Annotated in this window: 19 protein-coding genes and 1 pseudogene; 2 read left to right on the forward strand and 18 right to left on the reverse strand. The window is 57.9% G+C overall.

What is annotated here, in order from left to right; all coding sequences use genetic code 11:
• Positions 1–60: 60 nt before the first annotated feature.
• The gene (locus ACEWL3_RS15470; protein WP_386180497.1) at positions 61–1,926 is read right to left on the reverse strand and encodes an ABC-F family ATP-binding cassette domain-containing protein; all 1,866 of its coding nucleotides are present in this window, start codon (positions 1,924–1,926) and stop codon (positions 61–63) included.
• A 105-nt stretch (positions 1,927–2,031) separates the two neighbouring features.
• Between ACEWL3_RS15470 and ndk the strand changes: the two genes are divergently transcribed.
• The gene (gene ndk, locus ACEWL3_RS15475) at positions 2,032–2,454 is read left to right on the forward strand and encodes a nucleoside-diphosphate kinase (protein ID WP_114878866.1); all 423 of its coding nucleotides are present in this window, start codon (positions 2,032–2,034) and stop codon (positions 2,452–2,454) included.
• 55 nt (positions 2,455–2,509) lie between these two features.
• On the opposite strand, the gene ACEWL3_RS15480 is transcribed toward ndk, so the two are convergent.
• From ACEWL3_RS15480 to ACEWL3_RS15500, 5 genes are all read right to left on the reverse strand, one after another.
• Positions 2,510–2,911: a DUF4112 domain-containing protein gene (locus tag ACEWL3_RS15480; protein ID WP_386180363.1), complete on the reverse strand. Its 402-nt coding sequence runs from the start codon at positions 2,909–2,911 to the stop codon at positions 2,510–2,512.
• 54 nt (positions 2,912–2,965) lie between these two features.
• Positions 2,966–3,292 (reverse strand): TfoX/Sxy family DNA transformation protein, encoded by a 327-nt coding sequence (locus tag ACEWL3_RS15485; RefSeq protein WP_386180365.1) that lies wholly within the window; start codon positions 3,290–3,292, stop codon positions 2,966–2,968.
• A 40-nt stretch (positions 3,293–3,332) separates the two neighbouring features.
• A complete protein-coding gene (locus ACEWL3_RS15490; protein ID WP_386180368.1) occupies positions 3,333–3,485 on the reverse strand; it encodes a hypothetical protein in 153 nt (50 codons plus the stop codon).
• Positions 3,486–3,591: 106 nt separating this feature from the next.
• Positions 3,592–4,557, reverse strand: coding sequence for an aldose epimerase family protein (locus ACEWL3_RS15495; RefSeq protein ID WP_386180371.1), 966 nt, complete (start codon positions 4,555–4,557; stop codon positions 3,592–3,594).
• A 99-nt stretch (positions 4,558–4,656) separates the two neighbouring features.
• Positions 4,657–5,067 carry a sensor histidine kinase gene (locus tag ACEWL3_RS15500; protein ID WP_435001130.1) on the reverse strand — a complete coding sequence of 137 codons (411 nt, stop codon included), beginning with the start codon at positions 5,065–5,067 and terminating at the stop codon, positions 4,657–4,659.
• A gap of 65 nt (positions 5,068–5,132) precedes the next feature.
• Between ACEWL3_RS15500 and ACEWL3_RS15505 the strand changes: the two are divergent.
• Positions 5,133–5,263 (forward strand): annotated as a pseudogene (locus ACEWL3_RS15505) (IS110 family transposase); the annotation flags it as partial.
• Positions 5,264–6,391: 1,128 nt separating this feature from the next.
• On the opposite strand, the gene ACEWL3_RS15510 reads toward ACEWL3_RS15505, so the two are convergent.
• The 12 genes from ACEWL3_RS15510 to ACEWL3_RS15565 form a co-directional block, all read right to left on the reverse strand.
• A complete protein-coding gene (locus tag ACEWL3_RS15510) occupies positions 6,392–7,318 on the reverse strand; it encodes a sugar kinase (protein ID WP_386180377.1) in 927 nt (308 codons plus the stop codon).
• A complete protein-coding gene (locus ACEWL3_RS15515) occupies positions 7,318–9,411 on the reverse strand; it encodes an FAD-binding protein (RefSeq protein ID WP_386180380.1) in 2,094 nt (697 codons plus the stop codon). The genes ACEWL3_RS15510 and ACEWL3_RS15515 overlap by 1 nt, the downstream gene beginning before the upstream one ends.
• Positions 9,412–9,442: 31 nt before the next feature.
• Positions 9,443–10,606 (reverse strand): Gfo/Idh/MocA family protein, encoded by a 1,164-nt coding sequence (locus ACEWL3_RS15520; RefSeq protein ID WP_386180383.1) that lies wholly within the window; start codon positions 10,604–10,606, stop codon positions 9,443–9,445.
• Positions 10,607–10,696: 90 nt separating this feature from the next.
• Positions 10,697–11,698 carry a LacI family DNA-binding transcriptional regulator gene (locus ACEWL3_RS15525; RefSeq protein WP_386180386.1) on the reverse strand — a complete coding sequence of 334 codons (1,002 nt, stop codon included), beginning with the start codon at positions 11,696–11,698 and terminating at the stop codon, positions 10,697–10,699.
• Positions 11,699–11,749: 51 nt separating this feature from the next.
• Entirely contained in the window at positions 11,750–12,058 is a 309-nt protein-coding gene (locus ACEWL3_RS15530; protein WP_386180389.1) for a Dabb family protein, read from the reverse strand.
• Positions 12,055–13,650 carry a GMC family oxidoreductase gene (locus tag ACEWL3_RS15535; protein ID WP_386180392.1) on the reverse strand — a complete coding sequence of 532 codons (1,596 nt, stop codon included), beginning with the start codon at positions 13,648–13,650 and terminating at the stop codon, positions 12,055–12,057. The genes ACEWL3_RS15530 and ACEWL3_RS15535 overlap by 4 nt, the downstream gene beginning before the upstream one ends.
• The gene (locus ACEWL3_RS15540; protein ID WP_386180395.1) at positions 13,647–15,140 is read right to left on the reverse strand and encodes an FAD-dependent oxidoreductase; all 1,494 of its coding nucleotides are present in this window, start codon (positions 15,138–15,140) and stop codon (positions 13,647–13,649) included. The genes ACEWL3_RS15535 and ACEWL3_RS15540 overlap by 4 nt, the downstream gene beginning before the upstream one ends.
• Positions 15,140–16,252, reverse strand: a complete 1,113-nt coding sequence (locus tag ACEWL3_RS15545) for an ABC transporter ATP-binding protein (RefSeq protein ID WP_386180397.1) — start codon at positions 16,250–16,252, stop codon at positions 15,140–15,142. The genes ACEWL3_RS15540 and ACEWL3_RS15545 overlap by 1 nt, the downstream gene beginning before the upstream one ends.
• A gap of 5 nt (positions 16,253–16,257) precedes the next feature.
• Positions 16,258–17,139: a carbohydrate ABC transporter permease gene (locus tag ACEWL3_RS15550; protein ID WP_386180400.1), complete on the reverse strand. Its 882-nt coding sequence runs from the start codon at positions 17,137–17,139 to the stop codon at positions 16,258–16,260.
• The gene (locus ACEWL3_RS15555) at positions 17,139–18,032 is read right to left on the reverse strand and encodes a carbohydrate ABC transporter permease (RefSeq protein WP_386180403.1); all 894 of its coding nucleotides are present in this window, start codon (positions 18,030–18,032) and stop codon (positions 17,139–17,141) included. The genes ACEWL3_RS15550 and ACEWL3_RS15555 overlap by 1 nt, the downstream gene beginning before the upstream one ends.
• A 79-nt stretch (positions 18,033–18,111) precedes the next feature.
• A complete protein-coding gene (locus ACEWL3_RS15560; protein ID WP_386180406.1) occupies positions 18,112–19,371 on the reverse strand; it encodes an ABC transporter substrate-binding protein in 1,260 nt (419 codons plus the stop codon).
• 41 nt (positions 19,372–19,412) lie between these two features.
• The gene (locus ACEWL3_RS15565; RefSeq protein ID WP_386180409.1) at positions 19,413–20,933 is read right to left on the reverse strand and encodes an aldehyde dehydrogenase family protein; all 1,521 of its coding nucleotides are present in this window, start codon (positions 20,931–20,933) and stop codon (positions 19,413–19,415) included.
• Between the last annotated feature and the right edge of the window lie 2 nt (positions 20,934–20,935).

Below are 20,935 nucleotides of genomic sequence, written 5' to 3' on the forward strand. Positions count from 1 at the left end.
GTTTATTCCGAATGGGGGCTTTGCCCCCAAACCCCCAAGTATTTAAGGCGAAAAGAATGGTCAGGCGGTGGCTTTTTCGAGTTTTTCAAGTGCGGTCATCCAGAGCGCTTCGGCTCGGTCGAGCGCTTGCATTACTTCGGCATATTTCTTGTTCCAGACCTCAAGCTCGCCTTTTTTGGCGTCTTCGTAAAGGTCGGGATCGGCAAGTTTCTTTGCCAACTTGTCACGCATGTCGTTAATTTTCTTGACGCGCTCTTCGGATTTGCGGGCTTCTGAACGCAGGGCCAACACCTCGTCGCGGCTTGCACGTTTGGGTTTTGGGGCTTCCTTGGCTGCTTTATTTGGATTTTTGCTGACGGGTTTCGCCGGGGTCAGCAGCATCTTGCGGTATTCCTCAAGATCATCGTCATAGGGGGTGACGGTGCCGTCAGAGACCAGCCAAAGACGATCCACGACCATGGAGAGCAAGTGCATGTCGTGACTGACAAGGATCACGGCCCCCGAGTAACGTGTTAGCGCTTCGACCAAGGCCTCGCGCGATTCGATGTCGAGGTGGTTGGTCGGTTCATCGAGGATCAGTAAGTGCGGGGCATGTAGTGTGGCCAGCAGCAGCGACAGACGTGCCTTTTGGCCACCAGACAAACGGCCCACTTCGGTGTCAGCCTGGTCAGGGCCAAGGCCAAAGCCCGCAAGCTGGGCGCGCAGTTTGGATTGCATCACGCCGGGCCGCGCAGTCAGCATGTGTTGCAATGGCGTTTCGTTAATGACCAGTTCATCAACCTGATGTTGGGCAAAGAAACCGACGCGCAGTTTGTTGGAGTTGATCTGCTTGCCAGCCATCAACGGCAAACGATCCGACAATAGTTTCGCCAGTGTCGATTTGCCCTGACCATTTTTACCCAGCAGGGCGATACGGTCATCTTGATCAATGCGCAGGTTGAGACGCGTCAGCACCGGGTTGTCTTCGGAATAGCCGACTGAACCACCCTCAATGTTGATGATTGGCGGTGACAATTCTTCGGGTTGAGGGAAGGTGAACACCTTGCGCGCCGCCTCTTCCGGCGGGGTGATCATGTCCATCTTTTCGATCATTTTGAGGCGTGACTGGGCCTGCTTGGCCTTGGATGCCTTGGCTTTGAAGCGGTCTACAAAGCTTTGCATATGCTCCTTGCGGGCCTGTTGTTTCTTGGCCATCGCTGTCAGTTGTGCGCGTTTTTCGGCGCGCTGGCGGGCGAATTGATCGTAGGGCCCTTGGTAAAAGGTCAGTTTGCGGTCTTCGAGATGCAATATCCCGTTGACGGCGCGGTTCAGCAGGCCGCGGTCGTGGCTGATGATGATGACTGTGTGCGGATATTTGGCGAGGTAGTTTTCCAGCCAAAGCGCGCCCTCAAGATCGAGGTAGTTGGTCGGTTCATCCAGCAACAGCAGGTCGGGTTGGGCAAAGAGCACGCCCGCGAGGGCCACGCGCATGCGCCAGCCGCCCGAAAATTCGGAGCAGGGCATTTGTTGTTCTTCGTGGTCAAAGCCGAGACCTTTAAGGATCGAGGCGGCTCGGCCTTCGGCGGACCATGCGTCGATGTCGGCCAGACGCGCCTGAATGTCGGCAATGCGGGCAGGCTCGGTGGCGGTCTCTGATTCCAGCATCAGCGCGGCGCGTTCGGTGTCGGCGGCCAGAACTGTGTCGATCAAGGATACTTCGGATGATGGCACCTCTTGGGCGACGCCGCCGATCTTGGCGCGTGACGGCAATGAGATGGCACCGGCGTCCAGCCCCAATTCGCCGCGGATGATTTTGAACAATGTCGTCTTGCCCGCACCGTTGCGGCCGACAAGGCCAACCTTGTGACCATCTGGAATGACGGCGCTGGCCTCTTCAAACAGAGGGCGGCCTTCGACGGAATAGTTGATTTCTGAGATGCGTAACATGGGCGCGGTGTGGACCAACGGGTGCGCGGCGTCAATCACAGCTTTTCATGGGCCGGACCCCATGTTAGGGAGCGGCCAAATTCAACACCGATAGGAGCACGCCACATGGCCCTCGAACGCACATTTTCGATCATCAAGCCCGATGCAACACGCCGCAACCTGACAGGTGCGATCAACAAGAAGTTCGAAGATGCGGGCCTGCGCATTGTTGCACAAAAGCGCATCCACCTGACCAAGGCGCAGGCGGGCGAGTTTTACAAGGTGCACGCAGAGCGTCCATTCTATGATGAGCTGTGCGAATTCATGGCGTCGGCACCGATTGTGGCACAGGTTCTGGAAGGCGAAGGGGCCATTGCCAAGAACCGTGAAGTCATGGGGGCCACAAACCCCGCAGATGCAGCCGCAGGCACTGTGCGAGCAGATTTTGCTGAAAGTGTTGGCGAAAACTCTGTTCACGGGTCGGACGCGCCGGAAACCGCAGCGGTTGAGATCGCCTATTTCTTTTCGGGTCTGGAACTGGTCGGTTAAGCCGCCAGAGTTCAGTACAAACAAGAAAGGGTCGCAGCGATGCGGCCCTTTTTCGTTACGCGGTATCGGTGGTCACGCTTTGATCGGGGAGCGGACCAACCGGACCCTGTTGCGCCAGATGGCTGTGCAGCAGGTCAACGTTGCGGGTGTTGGACCGCCAGCCGATGTCAAAGACATCGCCCACCAGCGGGATCGCCCCGATGGCCAGGTCAATGCCAATATTGAGGCCCATGCGGGCCATGATCGATTTCGATGCCCCCAATCTGAGCGATTCCCGCAAGATAAAGACCGACGGCACCAGTGTCAGCGCGTCGCCGACGACGGGCACCAGACCAAACATCGAATCCCAGCCGACGCGAATGCCAAGGACCGGCACGCGGAATGCACTGTCCATGCGCTGCGCCAATTTGCGGAGCCGGGCCAGATCAGTGGCATGGGGGTGATGATCAAGGTTCATATGATTGAAGTTAGGGGTTTAGCACTTTGTTTCAACGGCTTCTGTTGCATTAATTCAGGAATGGCGCACGCCGATGACATTCATCATCCGTTCAAATTCTGATGTGCCGGGATCATGGTTTTGGGCCTTTATGGCATCGAATTTTGCGCGCAGGGCAGTTTTTTCTGCCCCCTTGCAATCGTTCCATGGGCGTCCCTGCAGGCCCATGACCAATACATAATAGCCAATGAAATGGGGGCGCATGCCGCTTTTAAGCAATTGCGCATAGGCGGTGTCGGCACCAAGGGCGCGCAATTCTTCGGCGCTGTTGATGCCAGCTTTGGTGCAACTGGCCTCATACGCGGGGCCAAGGTTGCGGATCGACGAAACGGGTGTCTTCATCCGGCGATTTTAGGATGAACGCGCGATCATGTCACGGGGGTCAGAGGCTGGCATAATCCGTAATTGCAGGTTCCGGCGGCGGCGGTGTCTCATCTGAGGTGTCGGTCTCTGGTTGCGGCACAGGCTCAGGGTGCGGGGGCGATTCCGGCGCGGAGTCGTCTTTCCCAAGGTCACTCTTAACAAAACGGGCCATTGCAGGATGCTCCTTCCCCCCGGCAGGCAGGCCGGTCGGGTTTGCCCCAGAGCAAGGATGCCGGCAAATTTGGCCCGGGGCAGGGCGCAATTGAGGTGATTGAACGTTAATCTTTGGGCGGGGTCAGCCTGAAATGGGTACTTTGGGCATAGGTTTGGCCCGGTAGCAAAGTGATTTGGGGGAAATGATCGTGATGCGGTGCATCCGGCCAATGCTGGGGCTCAAGGGCGATCCCGGAATAGGGTTTCAGCGGCGGGCAATCGGCCATTTCAACTGCCAGATCAGGCAGGGATGCCCCTGCGTAGACCTGCAATCCGGGGGCCGTGGTGGCGATATCAAGCCGGGTGCCGTCGCTGCCCGTGAGGGTCGCGGCATGGCTTGGCGAGGCAAAAGGGGCTGACGCGAGGCAAAAGTTTACATCCAGCGACGGGGTCAGTGGCACGGGTTTCCCGGTTTCAAAGTCAAACTCACTGCCGCGCGTTTGGCGTTCTTCACCTTTGGGCAGCCCTTGTGGATCGGTCGGCAGATAATGGGTTGCATTGACGGCGATGCGGTGCCCGCCGACGTCGGGCATCCCATCCAGGTTCCAATAGGGGTGCGCTGCGACGTTCATCGGTGTCGCCCGGTCGGTGGTAGCCTTGATGGTAAGGGTCAGTGTGTCTGCCTTGACGCTGTAGCGCGCCAGGATCCGCCGATTGCCGGGCAGGCCATTCACACCGTCCGCCAGGACGCAAGACAGCGTCACGCTTTCAGGGGTCTGCAATTCGATTTGCCAGAAACGTGTGTGCAGCCCGTCCGGCCCGGAATGCAGGCAATTGGTGTTTTCATTCTGTGGCATTTGGTAGGTCTGGCCGTCCAGTGTGATCCGCCCGTCCTCCACCCTGTTGGCGATCGGCCCGACCAGCGATCCTGCGCAAATCGGCACATTGATATGATCTGCGGGATTTGCGAACCCGATGACCAGATTTCGGGTCTGACCCGCAAAACGCACACCCACCAATGCGGCCCCTTGCGGCAATATGGTGGCGCACAGGGTGTCAGAGCTGATGTTGATGGATTGTTGATTGGTCATGGCCGCTAGGATTGCCCGGATCACATCAGGGACACAAGCAGGTGTTTTGACGAGGTGCGCAGAGTAGCAGGCATTTCAGTGGCGAAGCTGGCCAAAGTGCTATTCGCGCGTGAGCGGGATGTTCAGGATCGCAGTGGAACCACGGTGTTTGCCGCTTTGCGGTGAAATCAACTCAACCGTACAGCCGGAATGGTTGCACAGCTCATGAACAATCGACAGGCCCAAGCAATATCCGTCTGACATCGGTCCCTTGCGCTTAAACCTTTGTTTGATCACATCGAGGTCTTCCGGAGCGAGTGTGTCACGATGGTTGGAGATCACAACGCGGCCCATCTGACTGGCATCCACATGCACTGGCAAGTCGCCTCTGGTGTGCTTTAGCGCGTTCTCAAAATGGATGTTGAGCATAATGCCCGATGCGTTCGGATCGATCCGGCTTAGCCAGCCGCCGGATGGTGATCTGATGATCAACCTGTCGTGATGGGATTCACGCGCCTTTAGTTCTTTCAACGGCACAGAAATAACCGGATTGATGTCGGTCTCAACCGCGGTCGTGCCCCACCCTGACTGCGCACGATCCGTGGACGCAGGCCCTGCTTGAACGCAAACCCGTCAGCCTGGCCACAGTGGCAATGGCAAACAAACCGCCCGGATCATTTGGGCAGTCCTGACCAAGAACGAACACTACAGACCCCATAAGGCCTAAACTGAGGAGAACAGAACACACGAGACAGCAAGACCATTGAAATGATTGAGCATAGTCAGCCCGTCAGCCAAGACATCCCGTCGAATGTCAGAGACATCTATTGTCCGAGAAGCGGTTTGGGACTTGGTTTGCAGAAACCATCCACTGCCCGGCAGTGGCTGCTTGCAGCGATGAGAGGGAGGGCCAGCGTCCGTCTGCGCTGCGTTATAGGGCTGGACACACGTCAGCTTGGAACCTGCGCGAAATTAGTTTCAGGTATGTCTTGCTTTGCAGTAGCAATCCACACAGGTGCATTCATGCACCACGCAATAAACGGCGGCTTCGAACTCGAATGCGGAGGTGTCGTTTTGGGCTGGGCGCGCGCCGCGAAAAGACGGCGGGGAATCGTGGGCTTTGATCTGTCCTCAACGCTGTGCCGATGTCTCGGTAAGGGGCAGATGGAGGGCAAAATCATGGCGAGAGTTCAACTTTCTGCCGTCACCTCCAAAACGCAGAGTCTGGAACACAGATCGCCTCTTCGAATAATTAAGCCCGTTCAGGTCGGGTTGACTGAAAAGACAAGAGACACTGTGATCAACTGGGTGCAGTCATCCTGAGATGATCGGATTTCACGGTCTTTTCGATGCTCGTCCTCATCTCTGAGCGCTTGAGTAAGGCGGACTTGTGCGAGGCTGGGTCATCTTGATTGGTCTGGAACACAGCGGGTACGGCACCCAATCAATGAATCGAACAAGGGCCGCTGAAATCTATCGCAGGGCAGGGAAGCTGCGTGCAGTACAGCTTTCGCATTGTAAGACGAAGGGGACAGCGCTGTCTGGTATCTGCGGGCCGAATGGGAATATGCGTTTGCTTTTGTAAAAAGGATCGGCCTCTGACGACATTCAAGAACGGTCTCCGCCGTTCGTCATCCGAAGGCGGGCGCAGTTCTTTTTGCGCGGTGAGCGGCACCATGTACAGCCATGCAGTGCTGCACACGGCAAATGTCATTGTCTGACGCGGCAAAGTGAAGATCGCCGCCCGAACGCGGCGATCCGTTGCTGCAACCTGCAGCTAAGACACATAGTGCCTCTTCGCTTGCGAACGGACCATTTGGTGTCGCGGCCGCGCGTCCTTGTACCCTATCATTCTTCAGAACAGTCTGGGGATATGCTCCTTTGGAATTCGGGCGCCGAAATGCCGAAGAACTTCGGACGATACTGACTGGCCGAACGCAATTGCGTCCTGCTGAGCGTGCCCTGAAAGGCGGGCCGCCAGATAGCCCGCGTTAAAGGCATCGCCTGCGCCTGTGGTATCACGCATGCCGCTGACTGAAGGGGTTTCAACCGTTGTTTGTGTGCCGTCGCACAAACCCATAACCGGACCGGCACCGTCCTTGATCACAATTTCCGTGACGCCGGCTTTGTGCAGCCGGTCCAGTGTCGCCTGTGGGGATGTGTCGCCCCAGAGCGCCGCCTCATCGTCAAAACTGGGCAGGGCTATGTCGGTGATCTCAAAAAAGGCAGACAGGGTTGTGCGGGTCTCATCTGGGGAGGACCAAAGCCTGGGGCGCACATTCGGGTCGAAAGACAGGCGTGCGCCATGCGAGCGGGCCGTGGCGATCACATCCCGGAGGTGCGCGCGCGCATCAGCCGACAAGATCGCGAGTGTAATGCCCGAAAGGTGAATGAGGCCCGGCTGACCAATTGCCTTCGTCAGCCAGTTTGGGTCGTCCGCCAATAGCCGCGCAGCGGAGTATGACCGCCAGTACTGGAAATCACGTTCTACCCCCTTCAGGGCGATCATATAGAGGCCCATGGTGCGGTCATCGACGCGTCCAATGCACGAAACATCCATGCCGTCGTCTGTGAGCCGGTTGATGAAGGCATCCGAGACCGAATCCCTACCTACTTTTGTGACAAAGCCAACTTGTCCCAGGGTGCCCAGAATCTGCGCCATATGCCAGGCCGTATTGAAGGTGTCGCCGGCAAAACTGCGCCGATAGGTATCATCGCCAATCACTGCCATTTCAATCATGGCCTCACCGATTGCGACCACTTTGGTGGATCTGAAATCCATCACGTCGTGCCAGTTTCATCTGCGAGATCAAAGATGCTGCCTGTCAGCCAGGCGGGCCAGTCGCGCTCAAATACCGATTTGGCCTGCGTGTCGAAAGTGCGGATGGGGCGGGTGATGACGGCCATGTCATTGCCAACCAGCCGCACAAGAATTTGCGATTGCATGTCTTCTGCGCGTTCCGGGCGGAACCTCACCTCTGGCAGCGGTCCGGTGCGCGATTGTGGCAGGGACGCGCCTTCCGGGTCACAGATAGCGCGTGCGCCACGGCTGCCGCCGCCTTGGACGATATAGAAATCAAGCGCGGCAAGCACCGCCTCTGACGCGAGGGCCATCTGCTGCCATTGCACGACGCGGGCGGCTTCGTTGTTGCGGGTAAATGAAAGCCCGTTTTCACGAACCGCCTGACTAAGCTTGCGGGCGTCTTGATGCGCACGTTCAACATCTTTGGCGTGGCACAGGATACCTGCGTGATCGCTCATTCGGGCCTGAATTTCGCGACGCACGTCTGCCACGGCATAGGGGCTGTCAGCGTTCAGGACGGCGAGGATAGCTGCAACAGCGTCACCGGTTTGCGCGCGTGCATCCGCATTTGCGGGCGCCGCTGCGCGACCACTGGCCGCGATGTGTTCGGCGACCCGAGTGCCAAAGACCTGACCTGCATTCAATGCAGATCCGCCGGGGCGTGTTGCGCCATGGGTGCCTGCGGCCTCGCCCACCGCATAGATGCCAGCGATGTTGGTCCGCCCCCAGGTATCGACGGCGATGCCGCCGTTCATGTGCTGGTTGTTGACGGCAAACTCCAACGGATCGGCAGTGATATCCACCTTGTAGCGTTTATAAAGTTCGATCGCGAGAGGATTCATATGGCGCAGACGGTCAATGGGCAGGTCTTGATTGGCTCCCGACCGTTTGAGGTAATCCCCAACGTCAGGGTCGAGCCGATCCAGGCTGAAGTCCTGATCACCGGGCACCGGCAAGAGGTTGCGGTTGAAGTCAAGAAAGACCCGCCGCCCTTTCTGGCCCTCGCGGTAGATCGCCAGATCCACAAGGCTGGATTCGAAGTTCAGCATCCGGCTGGCATGGAAGGGCCATTGATAGCCTTTGCGAAAGATGTTCGAGGCCATTTCTTGCGTGGTGCGATAATAGTCGGCCAGAAAACGATGCTCTTGGCCATCCGCATCCACGGAATAAATATGCGGGATCACCTGCACATAGGTGCCTGACAGGTTCCAGGGGAACCCTTCGCGACGGGTGCCGATGCCGAACTGGCTTTCGGTGATGTTCACCAGCGCGAGCCCCGTTTCCAGCGCCAGCCCAAGCGTGCCAAAGCAGCCGTTGGGGAACACGCTGTCGCGGTACATCTCGCCGGGGCCACCTGCGGCAAAGACGAGGGCCTCGCATTGGAAGACCGCCAGACCGTAGGGATTTGAGTCGGTGCTTGTTTTGGGCCGGATGGTCAGCACGCCGATGACGCGCAACTGATCACCTTCTTGCTTGGTCAAGACCTTCACGGCGGTCGTATGGTTGTAAAATGGAATGCCGAGACGCAGCGCTTCCTCGGCCAGAACCTTGACCATGAGGCGCGACGTGCGTGGCCCGCAGGATGTCGCGCGGCCAACCTCATCATGATCGGTCTGATATCGCAGCGTGCCGCCCAGTTCATCCTGCGGCAACGGCAGACCCAGATACTGCAGCGACGCCATCGCCCGGATTGAGCCGACGGCCTCGATATAGGCGGTGTCTTCATCCATGGCACCACCCGCCCGGATCGCGGCGGCCATATCCAGAAAGTTGTCACCCTGATCCTTGGTGTTGGCGGTGTGCAGCGTTTGTTTGTCCGACCCCGAACAGGCGGACGTGCCGCCCCATGCACTTTGACTGATGATAGTCACATCAACGGCGCGGCGCTTCATCTCGACGGCGGCACGCAGTCCAGCGGCACCGCTTCCGATCACGAGGCTTCCGGCGCGAAACACAGGGACGTCGAATCCATCCACGGTCATCCGTTCGCCCGTGTCAGGGGCGTTGCCGAGGCGCGGCATCGCGACGTCGGTCAGCGCATCAAGGATATGTTGAGGGACGGACAGGCTCATCTCGCGACCTTCTTTTTGATCGGGCAGCAGGTCACGGGATGTCGACCCAGCGTTTCAGGCGCGACGATTCCATACAGGCATCGACAATCTGGCAGATGTGATGGCCCGTCTCAAAGGTCGGCCACATGGGGGTGTTGGCAACGATGGATTGAATGACTTCGGCCGCCTCAATGATTTTGCTTTCGTTGTAGCCAAGCGCGAAATTGGGCAGCGGCAGGAAGGCTTTGTAGGTTTCATGCTCTGGACCGACGTTGAGCTCGCGGTAGCCGCGCCGTCCGACCTTGTCGTCGTTCGTATAGAACCGCAGGCGGTTCACCTCATCATAGGTGTAGGCCAGACTGCCCTTGGTGCCATATATTTCATAGGTCTGCATGAACTTGCGACCCGTGGCGATGCGGCTGAAATCGACCAGACCGCGTGCGCCATTGGCAAAGGTGCACAGGATGTTGGACCCATCGGGATTGGTGATGTCTGCCCAGTCCTCATCACCTGAAAGCGCCGTTTCGGCACCCAGCCCGACGCCTTCAACGACGGGTCTTTTGGGTGTTACAATGAAGTTGTCGGCAATCAGCGCGCTGACCTTGCCAACCAAAAAATCCATGAAGCTAAAGACGTGGCTGCCGGTATCGCCGACGATCCCCGTTGGGGCCAGATCTCCGTTCGCGCGCCACATATAGGGCGCGAGGGGGTCACCATACATATCCACATGCTGGCAGCCCTTGAAGAGCTTGATTTCGCCGATTTCGCCTGCGTCGATAATCTCTTTCGCGCGGTCGTGCACTGGATTGCGCGGAAAGGCGTGGCCCACGCGGGTGATCAGCCCCTTGGCTTTGGCGATGTCGGCGAGTTCTCGCGCCTGTGCGGCGGTATCGGCCAAGGGCTTTTCGCAAAAAACATGCTTGCCGGCCAGCAACGCCGCCTTTGCCACATCGTAGTGCAGATTGTCGGGCAGGCAGATATCAATCAGGTCCACATCAGGATCGGCCACAGCCTCTTGCCAGTTGGCCAGAATTTTTGCACCCGGTGCGCGAAAAGCAAGGTCTTGCGGCGTTGATGATTTTCCGCCGACCAGTGCGACAACCCGCGCCGTGCCGCCGCTTTCCCCAAAGAAATGCGGAAAGGTCTGATAGGCCATGGTGTGGACCTTGCCCATCCAACCTGATGCACCCAAAACGGCAACTTTTACCTCAGTCATGTCCGTCTTCCTTTCGTCTGTTCCAGGCTGGAACGTTCCATCATTTATCGGCGTACAAGTGGGGATTTATCCCGGTTATACGATGTCTGGTCAGGACCCGCTTGAGGCCCGTTTGATCAGTTGAACAGGGCTGCGCGCGGTCATTTCGGGCATTTTGCCGTCCTTGACCCACCCCAAAATCTGCGCTGCAGTGGATTTTGCGAAATCAGGGATATTGCAGCTGACAGAGCTCAGCGGCGGATAGCTGTCCTGGCAATCTTCGATGTCGTCAAAACCCACAACGCGCAGGTCGGTACCGACTTTGACGCCAAGCTCTGGACACGCCGCCAAAACACCCAATGCGACAAGATCATTGAAGCAGATCACACCGTCGACCTCCGGATGATCAGCCTGCAGTTTCGCAGCCATGGTCTTGCCAAAAGACCGTGTTGCCTGTCCGGTCAGGACAACGGGCGCCATCGCATTCTCGGACAGGACGGACAGATATCCGCTCATGCGTTCCTCGGTGACAGCGCGGCCATCAAGCCCGCCAAGGAATGCGATCCGTTTGCATCCCATCTCAAGCAGGTGTTCAGCCGCAAGGCGTCCGCCACGCAGGTAGTCCGGGGCCAGGAAAGGAAACTTTGGGTCTCCCGACTTGAGCGACCGAAAGACCTGAAGGGTCGGTGTGTTTGACGCATTCAAGACGCTCAACGTTTCTTGTTCATCGCCATAGCTTGGCGAGATGATGAATCCTGACACCCCATGCTCAACAAGCGACGATATCATCCGGGTTTGCAGCGATGGATCTTCGTCTGTGTTCGCAAGCACGGTGGCATAGCCATTGCGCGCCAGTTCCATTTGGAACAGGGCTGCAAATTCCGTAAAAAACGGGTTGCGCAAATCGTTGATGACCAGACCGATCAAACCGGAGGACGACGACCGCAACGTGGCGGCGGAGCGGTTATAAACATATCCGATGTCTGCCATCGCCTGCCGCACGGCCACCCGCGTCGTTTCCTTGACGGCGGACCCTTGCAGCACAAGGCTGACCGTCGATTTCGACACGCCAGCGCGTTTCGCAACATCAAGGATTGTGGGGCGTTCTTTCATTTTTCTTTTGTGTCCCGTCGGTGCATCAAGCATTGGTTTCCGTGATCTTCATCAGACGTCCAGATCAAGCACGAGAATGCCGTCGATCCCGCCTGTGGCATTAGCGACAAGTTGGCCACCCAGTGCCTGATGTTCCGGGTTATCCGCGTAGTTTTTCAGCGCCGCCCAATTGTCAAAGTCGATGACAAAGCCGTGCATGTAGCCGCGTTCGATCTGTTCGGGGCTTTCAGAGCGCCCGCCGGTGAAATTCTGTGCGCCGGGGAGTTTTTCGGCCAGGGCGGACAGGCCCGCGTAAATTCCCTCGATTTTGTCTTCGGTGGTGTCAGGCTTGAATTTGGTCAGAACGATATGGCGGATCATTGTGTCATTCCTCGATCTTGCTTGATCATATCGGCGGCTTTTTCACCGATCATGATCGCAGGGGCGTTGGTGTTGGATGAATTAACGGTCGGCATCACTGATGCATCTGCGACCCGCAGCCCGTCGATCCCATTGAATCTCAGGCGCGGGTCAAGCACGGCATCGGCGTCACTGCCCATCCGACAGGTGCCAGCGCAGTGGTGCGAGGTCTTGGAATGCACGCAGATGAAGTTGAAATAATCCTCATCGGTGCGCACATCCGGGCCGGGCAGGCGTTCGGCCATGATGTAGGGTTTGAGCGCATCCTGAGCCAGAATCTTCTGCACCAGCTTCAGGCCGCGGATCGACATATCGCGATCGTAGGGGTCGGACAGATAGTTGGGATCGATCAGCGGCATATCAGCCGGGTTGTCGCTTTGCAGGCGGACGGTGCCGCGGGATCGTGGGCGCAGGTGGCAGGCATTGAGCGTCACCCCGCCATTGCGCATGACCTCGACCCCGGCCTCGATTCCGGTGCCAAGGCCCAGATGCATCTGGATATCAGGGGAACGGGCATTTTCGTCGGCATACCAGAACCCACCGGTTTCGAACAAACTGGAAGCGACCGGACCCTTGCGGGTGAATAGATACTGCAACCCGGCATAGGCGGACAGATGCAGCTTGGCGAAGCGGTCATAGGTGTGCGGACCCGTGACTTCACAGATCGCATATAGGTCGAGGTGATCCTGAAGGTTCGACCCCACGCCCGGTTGGTCAAAAGCAACCTCGATACCAAGCGATGTCAAATGATCCGCTGGCCCGATGCCGGAAAGTTGCAGCAGACGTGGTGAACCAATGGCACCGGACGACAAGATCACCTCTTGGTCAGCCATGATGCGGGTTCCGTCGGCCATCTCGACACCTGTCGCGCGGCCGCTTTCAACCACGATCCGCCGCACCTGTGCTTTCATCTTGACGGTCAGGTTCGGGCGGGACTTTGCGGGGGCCAGAAAAGCCATCGCCGCCGAAGATCTGCGCGCATTGCGTTGGGTGAGTTGGTAGTATCCCACACCATCCTGCCTTGTGCCATTTACGTCCGTTGTCTTTGGGATGCCGATCTGCCCTGCGGCGTCGATAAACGCATCGCAGATCGGTAAGGGGGCCGCTGGCATCGACACGCCCATTGGGCCGCCTTTGCCGTGATATTCGCCACTGTAGGTATCGTTGTCTTCGGATTTCCTGAAATAGGGCAGGACGTCGTCGTACGCCCAGCCTTCGCAACCCATTTGCCGCCATTCGTCATAATCCTGCGCGGCCCCACGGGTGTATATCTGCGCATTGATGGCAGAGCCGCCGCCGATTACCTTGGCTTGGGTGTAGTTGAACACCTTGTCCTGCATCGCGCGTTGCGGGACGGTTGACCAACCCCATGCGCCGATCCCCTTGGTCATCTTGGCAAAGCCTGCGGGCAGATGAAAAAACGGGTGTCGGTCGCTGCCGCCGGCCTCAAGCAGCAGAACGCGCGCCTGCGCGTTTTCTGACAGGCGCGCCGCAATGACCGAGCCTGCGGACCCGCCACCGATAACGATGAAATCGTAGCCCTTGCCAATCATGCGGCAAACTCCGTTTCCGCGATGTGGCGACCGGCGCGCAGTGCGAGAGCAGCGATCGTGAGGGCCGGGTTTACGGCGGCCGACGTGGGCAGAACAGACGCGTCAACGATAAACAGGTTTCTGTGGTCGTGGCTGCGACAGAACGTGTCAACAACGCTTGATTTCGGGTCTGCCCCCATCCGTGCAGTGCCGCATTGGTGCGATGGGGTGCGCCGATCAAACGATTGCGACAGAACAACCGGGAACCCCGCGCGGCGCAAGATGCGTTTCAGCTTGGCCACCAGCATTTCATGCGCATCCCAATTGGACCGCTGCCAGTCGAGTTTAATCTGCCCGGCCGTCAACGTCACCCTGCTTTCGGGGTTGGGCAGGTCTTCGGACATGGCGTAGAAATCAAAGCTGCGTGCGGCGATCCAGCCCGCCAGCCACGCGGGAAGCTTTGAGCTGGCGGCAAGGATTGGTCCGGTGATCTTGCCCAGCATCTGCACATTGCCCAAAGGGGGTGCGCCATCAGAGGCAAGATAAAAATCATTTACCATCAGGGTCTTTTGATACACTGCACGATTGCGGCGCAGGGGATGCAGGGCCAACAGGGCCGAGCAATTATGGTTCATGAAGTTGCGCCCGACCTGATCAGAGCGGTTGGCCAGCCCGGTGGGCCAGTTGTCGTTGGCCGAGGCCAGAAAAAGTGCTGCGGTTTGCACCGCGCCGGCGGCGACGACGACGATCGGGGTTTTGATCGTCTCTGAACTGCCGCCGCTATCGACCACAATGCTCTCAATCTGATCATCCGTCCCGGTAAGAAGCGCTGTCACACGGCACCCGGTGCGCAGCTCAACATTCGGATGGGCCAATGCCGTTTTCAGCCCGCAGGTTTCTGCATCCATCTTGGCACCGCAGGTGTTGGGATAGCCATCCCATGTCGTCTGCCCCGCTGAAAGCCAATCTGCGAGATCTACCCCCAGCGGAATGGAGGAAGGGTGCAGGCCCGCGGCCTTCAATCGCGCGCGCAAGTCCACGATGTCAGCCTCGTCGGGGATAGGAGCATGGGGATAACCGGCGGAATGGGGGGGCTCGGTCGGGTCCTCGCCGCAGGTGCCGCGCACGGCATAAAGATGTTCAGCCGCCTGATAATCCTGTTCAAGATCAGCATAAGAGATGGGCCAGCCCGGCGTTCGACCACCCTTATGGTTCACCGGGGCAAAGTCGGTTTCGCGGTACCGGATCAGCGCCGCGCCGTAAAATTTTGAATTGCCACCCACGTTGTAAAAGTTCCCCGGATTGAAGGGAGTGTCCGTGCCGTCAAGCCAATCCTCATCACTGCGAAAGGTACCATCGCCAAAAATCGCAGCCGCGTCGCGATCTTGCGGCGACGGACGCAGGTGCGGTCCACGTTCAAGGATCAGGATCCGCCGCCCTGTGGGGGCCAGTGCCGCCGCCAAGGTCGCCCCGCCCATGCCAGAGCCGATGATGACGACATCAGGGTGCATCAGGGTTCGATCCGGTTCTCGGTCTCGGGATCAAAGGCGACAGCCTTTTCCATGTTCACAGCAAAGTCAAAGTCCGCGCCCGGATGCACATTCGCGTCAGAACGCATGCGTGCGATCACGTCCTTGCCGCCAAGTGTCATGGTCACAAAAGTATCCGAACCGGCCGGTTCGGTGACCACTATCCGGTTGGTCATCTGGGCGATGTTGGATGACTTGCGATCAGCGGCGTCCTCATCAGTGATCGTTTCGGGCCGGATGCCGAGCAAAATGTCCTTGCCCGCCCAGTCGGCCATGTTGTCCTGACTGAAGGGCAGCGCCACCAGCGCGCCGTCATGAAGTGCCACCTGCGCCACCGGGCACCCATTTTGCATCGCGACTTTGGCTTCCACAACATTCATCGCGGGCGATCCCATGAAAGTTGCGACAAAAATATTTCCGGGTGTGTCGTAAATTTCCTGTGGGGTTCCAAGCTGCTGGACATAGCCGCCGTTCATCACGGCAATGCGCGTTGACAGGGTCATGGCTTCGATCTGGTCATGGGTGACGTAGACGATGGTCGTGCCCAGTTTCTGATGCAGTTTCTTGATCTCGGTGCGCATGTCCACGCGCAGCTTGGCGTCGAGGTTCGACAGCGGTTCGTCAAACAAAAACACATCCGGGTTGCGCACCAGAGCGCGGCCCATTGCCACCCGCTGACGCTGCCCGCCCGATAAGGCACCCGGCTTGCGGTCCAGCAAGGCCTCGATTTGCAATAGGCTGGCCGCTTCTTTCATGGCCTTTTCGCGTGCCGCCTTGGGGACACCATGCATTTCAAGCCCAAAGGTGATGTTCTGGCCCACGGTCATGTTGGGGTAGAGCGCGTAGGACTGGAACACCATCGCGATATTGCGCTTGGACGGATGCACCCCGTTCATCAGATTGTCCTTGATGCGTATCTCGCCGCTGGTGATTTCCTCAAGGCCCGCAATCATGTTCAAAAGGGTGGATTTGCCACAGCCGGACGGGCCAACAAGCACAAGGAATTCACCCTCCTGCACCGAAATGTCGACGTTGTGCAGAACTTCGACTGAGCCGTAAGCTTTGGTTGTATTGTCGATATCAAGAAAGCCCATCGGTTTTATCCTTTGACTGAACCCGCCATCAGACCGCGCACGAAGTAGCGGCCCGCGACGATGTAGACGAGAAGTGTTGGAAGTGCGGCAAGGATCGCACCGGCGAAATGGACGTTGTATTCCTTCACGCCGTGGCTGGCCTGCACCAGATTATTGAGCGCAACCGTCATAGGCTGGCTGTCGGCACCCGCAAAAGAGGCACCGAACAGGAAGTCGTTCCAGATGTTGGTGAACTGCCAGATGATCGAAACAACGGCGATCGGCCCAGAGGACGGCAGCAGGATGCGCCAGAATATCTGAAAGAAACCCGCACCATCAATTTGCGCCGCGCGGATCAGCTCAGTCGGGAAGACGGCATAGTAGTTGCGGAAATAAAGCGTCGTGAAGCCAATCCCATAGACCACATGCACAAGCACCAGACCCCAGGTTGTTCCGGCAAGCCCCATCAACCCCAGCATCTTTGCCATGGGGATGAGAACGATCTGAAACGGGATGAAGCATGCAAACAAAATCAGCCCGAACAGGATGGTGTCGTATTTGAACCGCCATTTGGTCAGCACATACCCGTTGAGCGCGCCAAGCACGGTCGAAATGGCCACGGCGGGTACGACCATCTTGATCGAGTTCCAGAAGTAGGGCGACAGGCCCGTTGGCTGAACGCCGATCTGGGCCGAAGACCAGGCCTTGGCCCAAGGTTCAAGTGTAAAGACCTGCGGCAGGTTCATCATGCCGCCGCCGGTAATTTCATTCAGTGGTTTGACCGAATTGATGACCATGACGTAGAGCGGCAGCATGTAGAACAGTGCGAACAACAGCAGCACAAGATAGATCAATGTGCGCATGACGCGGCCTGTGCGAATGGCGGTATCTTGAGACGCGACTGACATCACTTCTTCTCCCGCAGTTCAGCGTAAAGGTATGGGATCATGATCGCCGCAATCGTCATCAGCATGATCGTGGCCGAAGCCGCGCCAATGCCCATCTGGTTGCGCGAGAACGTGTAGGAATACATGAAAGTCGCAGGCAGTTCCGTGGCCCGGCCCGGCCCCCCACCAGTCAGTGCAATGACCAGATCGAAGGTCTTGATCGCCAGATGGCTCAGGATCACGAAAGCCGACAGAAATGCGGGGCGTAATTGCGGAATGATAATCCGTCGATAAAGGTTCCAATTGGACGCGCCATCCATCTGCGCGGCCTTGAGAATTTCGTTGTCGATGCCGCGCAGCCCCGCCAGAAACATCGCCATGACAAACCCGCTGGTCTGCCAGACCGCCGCAAGAACGACGGTATAGATCGCAAAGTCGCCGTTCTTGATCCAGTCGAATTCGAAACTGGTCCAGCCCCAGCTTTGCATGACATTCTCAAGACCGATACCGGGATCAAGGAACCACTTCCAGGCGGTGCCTGTCACGATGAAGCTGAGCGCCATCGGGTAGAGATAGATTGTGCGGATCATACCTTCGCCGCGAATTTTCTGATCGAGAAAGATAGCGAGGCCAAGACCCAGAACTGTGCAGATCCCGATATAGAGGGCGGCGAAAATGCCCATATTCGTGATCGATGTTTTCCAGTGGCTCAGACGCCAGAGCTTTGAATAGTTCTCCCAGCCGACCCAACCGAATGACGGCAGCAACCGGCTGTCGGTAAAGGACAGATACACCGAGAACAGAATGAACCCGTAGACGAACACCAACACCATAGCCAAGGATGGCGACAATACCAGCTTTGGCAGCCAATGCTGAAACCGCGTTTTAAAGTCTGCGTTGGCGGACAGGGGCATAAAGCGGCCTCCTTGTGCTCATGTGACGGGGCAGGGTGGGGGACGGGGCAACGCTCTTTGCTGCCCCGCCGCGTGGTGGTTACTTGGCGATTTCGACCGCATCGACGAGTTCCTGGACAGCAGTTTCGCTGTCGTACTCGCCGTTAAAATGCGCGGTGATCACGTCATACATCGCGTTCTTGACGGATGCCTCATTTGCGTGACCATGTGCCATGGACCCGAAAAGGTTGTTGCTTGCCGCAGCAGCGGCCAAGTCCGCCATGCCTTTCTGACCACAGGCATCGAATGCCTCGTTAGACACATCGGTGCGAGCAGGAACAGAACCTTTGACCACATTGAAGGCCGATTGGAACGAAGGCGACAGGATCGCTGTTGCCAATGCGGCCTGCTCGGCGGATACGTCACCGCCTTGGTCGAACATCATGAACTGGTCGGCATTGAAAGTGACCTGTTCAGATGTGCCGGGGAAGCGGAAGCACAGGAAATCCTCTCCGGGGACTTTGCCTGCGTTGATGAATTCGCCCTTTGCCCAGTCACCCATCATCTGAAAACCCGCTTCGCCATTGATGACCATGGCTGTTGCAAGGTTCCAGTCGCGGCCCGAAAAGTTATCGTCCACATTGGCGCGGATCACGGCCATGCGATCAAAGGCTTCCTTCATGCCCTCACCGCCAAGAACCGCCGGGTCAAGGTCAATGAACGCCGCCTTGTAGCCGTCTGGCCCAAGTACCGACATGGCAACTGCATCAAAGACTGTCGCTTCCTGCCAGGCCTGGCCACCATGGGCAATTGGTGTGATGCCCGCTGCGGACAAAGTCTCCATTGCCGCGACGAAATCTTCCCATGTTTCGGGCATCGCGATGCCGTTGGCATCCAGAACCGCCTTGTTGGCCCAGACCCAGTTGGTTGAGTGAACGTTCACAGGTGCAGAGACCCATGCGCCGTCAACTTTGGCAAACTGCTGCAAGGCTGCGGGCACGACATCGTCCCAACCTTCAGCCGCTGCCACATCATTGAGGTTCGCCAATGAGCCCTGTTTCGCCCAGTCGATGATGTCAAAGCCGAGGCCCTGAACGGCGGTTGGTGCATTGCCAGCTGTGACGCGGGCGCGCAGAACCGTCATGGCCTGCTCACCGCCACCACCGGCGACGGGCATATCGGTCCAGCCGATGCCCTGGCCTTCGAGGTCGTCTTTCAACACATTGAGTGCTGCCGCTTCACCACCCGATGTCCACCAGTGCAGAACTTCAACACCACTGTGGCTATCAGCAACCGCAGTGCCCGCAGTGACGGACAAAGCGAGCGCAATCGCTGTTTTCGTTTTCAAAAATGAACGCATGGTATCCTCCCATAATTGCGTTTCGTATTTTGACGCCTGTCTTAGGCGTCTTGTTTTACCCAAGGTGTCCGGCTGCGCCCGACGCGCATAACCAGCGATTTCACCTCGAGAAATTCTTCAAATCCGTAGTGGCCGATCTCGCGGCCTTGACCTGATTGTTTGACACCGCCAAACGAAAGTTCAGGATAGCCGTCCATCCAGGTGTTCGTCCAGATCGTGCCCGCCTGAGCGCGCCGTGCAAATTCAAGACAGGTATGGATATTCTCGCTCCAGATCCCAGCCGAAAGCCCGTAATCGCTGTCATTCGTCAGCGTAATCGCCTCGTCGAGGGTGCGGTAGGTCAACACAACCAGAACCGGGCCAAAGACCTCTTCGCGCGCAATTGCCATGCTGGGTGAGACGCCGCTGACAACCGTGGGTTGGTAAAACTGTTCGCCAAGACCACCAACAGGCAGCACACTGCCGCCCAGTTCCAGTGTTGCACCCTCTGCAATGGCGGCCTGAACATATGTGTCAATCTTGGCGTTGTGTTCGGCCGTCACGATGGCACCGACCTGCGTGTCGGGATCAAGCGGATCACCGAATTTCACCTTGCGAGACAGGGCCACGACACGGGCCACGAAATCCGCTGCGATATCTTCATGGACGATGATCCGGCTTGAGGAATTGCAGCATTGCCCAACGTTGAAATAGACGCCAAACGTGACGGCATCAGCGGCACTTTCCAGATCGGCATCGGGGCAGATCACCTGCGGGTTCTTGCCACCCAGTTCCAGCGCCACCTTCTTGAGCGTGCCGGACGCGGCCTGCGTGATCAGCTTGCCGACCGCTGTCGATCCGGTGAAGGTCACCATGTCTACATCCTTGTGGGATGACATCAGGCTGCCCACGGGCTGGCCATAGCCCAAGACGATGTTGCAGACCCCAGCGGGTAAACCGGCCTCTAGCAGCAATTCGCCCATCATCACCGTGGATGACGGTGTCATTTCGGACGGTTTCACAACAACGGTGCACCCTGCGGCAAGTGCGAAGGGCAGCTTTTGAGACAAGATCCAGAATGGGAAATTCCATGGCGTGATGATCGACACAACGCCAATCGGGTCTTTGACCACAACGCCCAGCATGTCCGCGCCCAGTGTGTTATGGCTGTCACCATGAGCCGTGCGCGCCAGAGACGCCGCATAGCGCCACAGGTCCGCCGCACCGCCAACTTCGCCACGCGATTGGGAAATCGGTTTGCCGCTTTCCAATGTTTCAAGCAGTGCGATGCGTTCGACATTTGCCTCGATCAGGTCCGCAACCTTCAACAAGACCGCAGCGCGGTCCTTGCCAGACGCACGGCTCCAGGTGCCGGCCGCAAATGCACCGCGCGCCGCATTGATCGCTTTCTCGGTCACCGCCTCATCGCCTTTTGCGCAGACGCTGACCACGGTGCCGTGGGATGGCGACACGCGCTCAAACGTCTCCGCGCTTTCGACCCATTCACCGGCAATCAGGTGCCTGCCGATGAAAGGCGCAGGAAGGTCGAATTCAATCGCATTGTTGATCGTGAGGTCTTTCATGG

It is taken from the genome of Sulfitobacter sediminivivens, assembly GCF_042611115.2.
GTDB classification, from domain to species: domain Bacteria; phylum Pseudomonadota; class Alphaproteobacteria; order Rhodobacterales; family Rhodobacteraceae; genus Sulfitobacter; species Sulfitobacter sediminivivens.

Excerpts from the sequence above, each read along its gene's own strand:
- ACEWL3_RS15490 (WP_386180368.1), bottom strand. The coding sequence starts at position 3,485 with ATGGCCCGTTTTGTTAAGAGTGACCTTGGGAAAGACGACTCCGCGCCG.
- ACEWL3_RS15480 (WP_386180363.1), bottom strand. The coding sequence starts at position 2,911 with ATGAACCTTGATCATCACCCCCATGCCACTGATCTGGCCCGGCTCCGC.
- ndk (WP_114878866.1), top strand. The coding sequence starts at position 2,032 with ATGGCCCTCGAACGCACATTTTCGATCATCAAGCCCGATGCAACACGC.
- ACEWL3_RS15545 (WP_386180397.1), bottom strand. The coding sequence starts at position 16,252 with ATGGGCTTTCTTGATATCGACAATACAACCAAAGCTTACGGCTCAGTC.
- ACEWL3_RS15470 (WP_386180497.1), bottom strand. The coding sequence starts at position 1,926 with ATGTTACGCATCTCAGAAATCAACTATTCCGTCGAAGGCCGCCCTCTG.
- ACEWL3_RS15525 (WP_386180386.1), bottom strand. The coding sequence starts at position 11,698 with ATGAAAGAACGCCCCACAATCCTTGATGTTGCGAAACGCGCTGGCGTG.
- ACEWL3_RS15495 (WP_386180371.1), bottom strand. The coding sequence starts at position 4,557 with ATGACCAATCAACAATCCATCAACATCAGCTCTGACACCCTGTGCGCC.
- ACEWL3_RS15535 (WP_386180392.1), bottom strand. The coding sequence starts at position 13,650 with ATGATTGGCAAGGGCTACGATTTCATCGTTATCGGTGGCGGGTCCGCA.
- ACEWL3_RS15520 (WP_386180383.1), bottom strand. The coding sequence starts at position 10,606 with ATGACTGAGGTAAAAGTTGCCGTTTTGGGTGCATCAGGTTGGATGGGC.
- ACEWL3_RS15565 (WP_386180409.1), bottom strand. The coding sequence starts at position 20,933 with ATGAAAGACCTCACGATCAACAATGCGATTGAATTCGACCTTCCTGCG.
- ACEWL3_RS15515 (WP_386180380.1), bottom strand. The coding sequence starts at position 9,411 with ATGAGCCTGTCCGTCCCTCAACATATCCTTGATGCGCTGACCGACGTC.
- ACEWL3_RS15550 (WP_386180400.1), bottom strand. The coding sequence starts at position 17,139 with ATGTCAGTCGCGTCTCAAGATACCGCCATTCGCACAGGCCGCGTCATG.
- ACEWL3_RS15485 (WP_386180365.1), bottom strand. The coding sequence starts at position 3,292 with ATGAAGACACCCGTTTCGTCGATCCGCAACCTTGGCCCCGCGTATGAG.
- ACEWL3_RS15555 (WP_386180403.1), bottom strand. The coding sequence starts at position 18,032 with ATGCCCCTGTCCGCCAACGCAGACTTTAAAACGCGGTTTCAGCATTGG.
- ACEWL3_RS15560 (WP_386180406.1), bottom strand. The coding sequence starts at position 19,371 with ATGCGTTCATTTTTGAAAACGAAAACAGCGATTGCGCTCGCTTTGTCC.
- ACEWL3_RS15510 (WP_386180377.1), bottom strand. The coding sequence starts at position 7,318 with ATGGATTTCAGATCCACCAAAGTGGTCGCAATCGGTGAGGCCATGATT.
- ACEWL3_RS15540 (WP_386180395.1), bottom strand. The coding sequence starts at position 15,140 with ATGCACCCTGATGTCGTCATCATCGGCTCTGGCATGGGCGGGGCGACC.
- ACEWL3_RS15530 (WP_386180389.1), bottom strand. The coding sequence starts at position 12,058 with ATGATCCGCCATATCGTTCTGACCAAATTCAAGCCTGACACCACCGAA.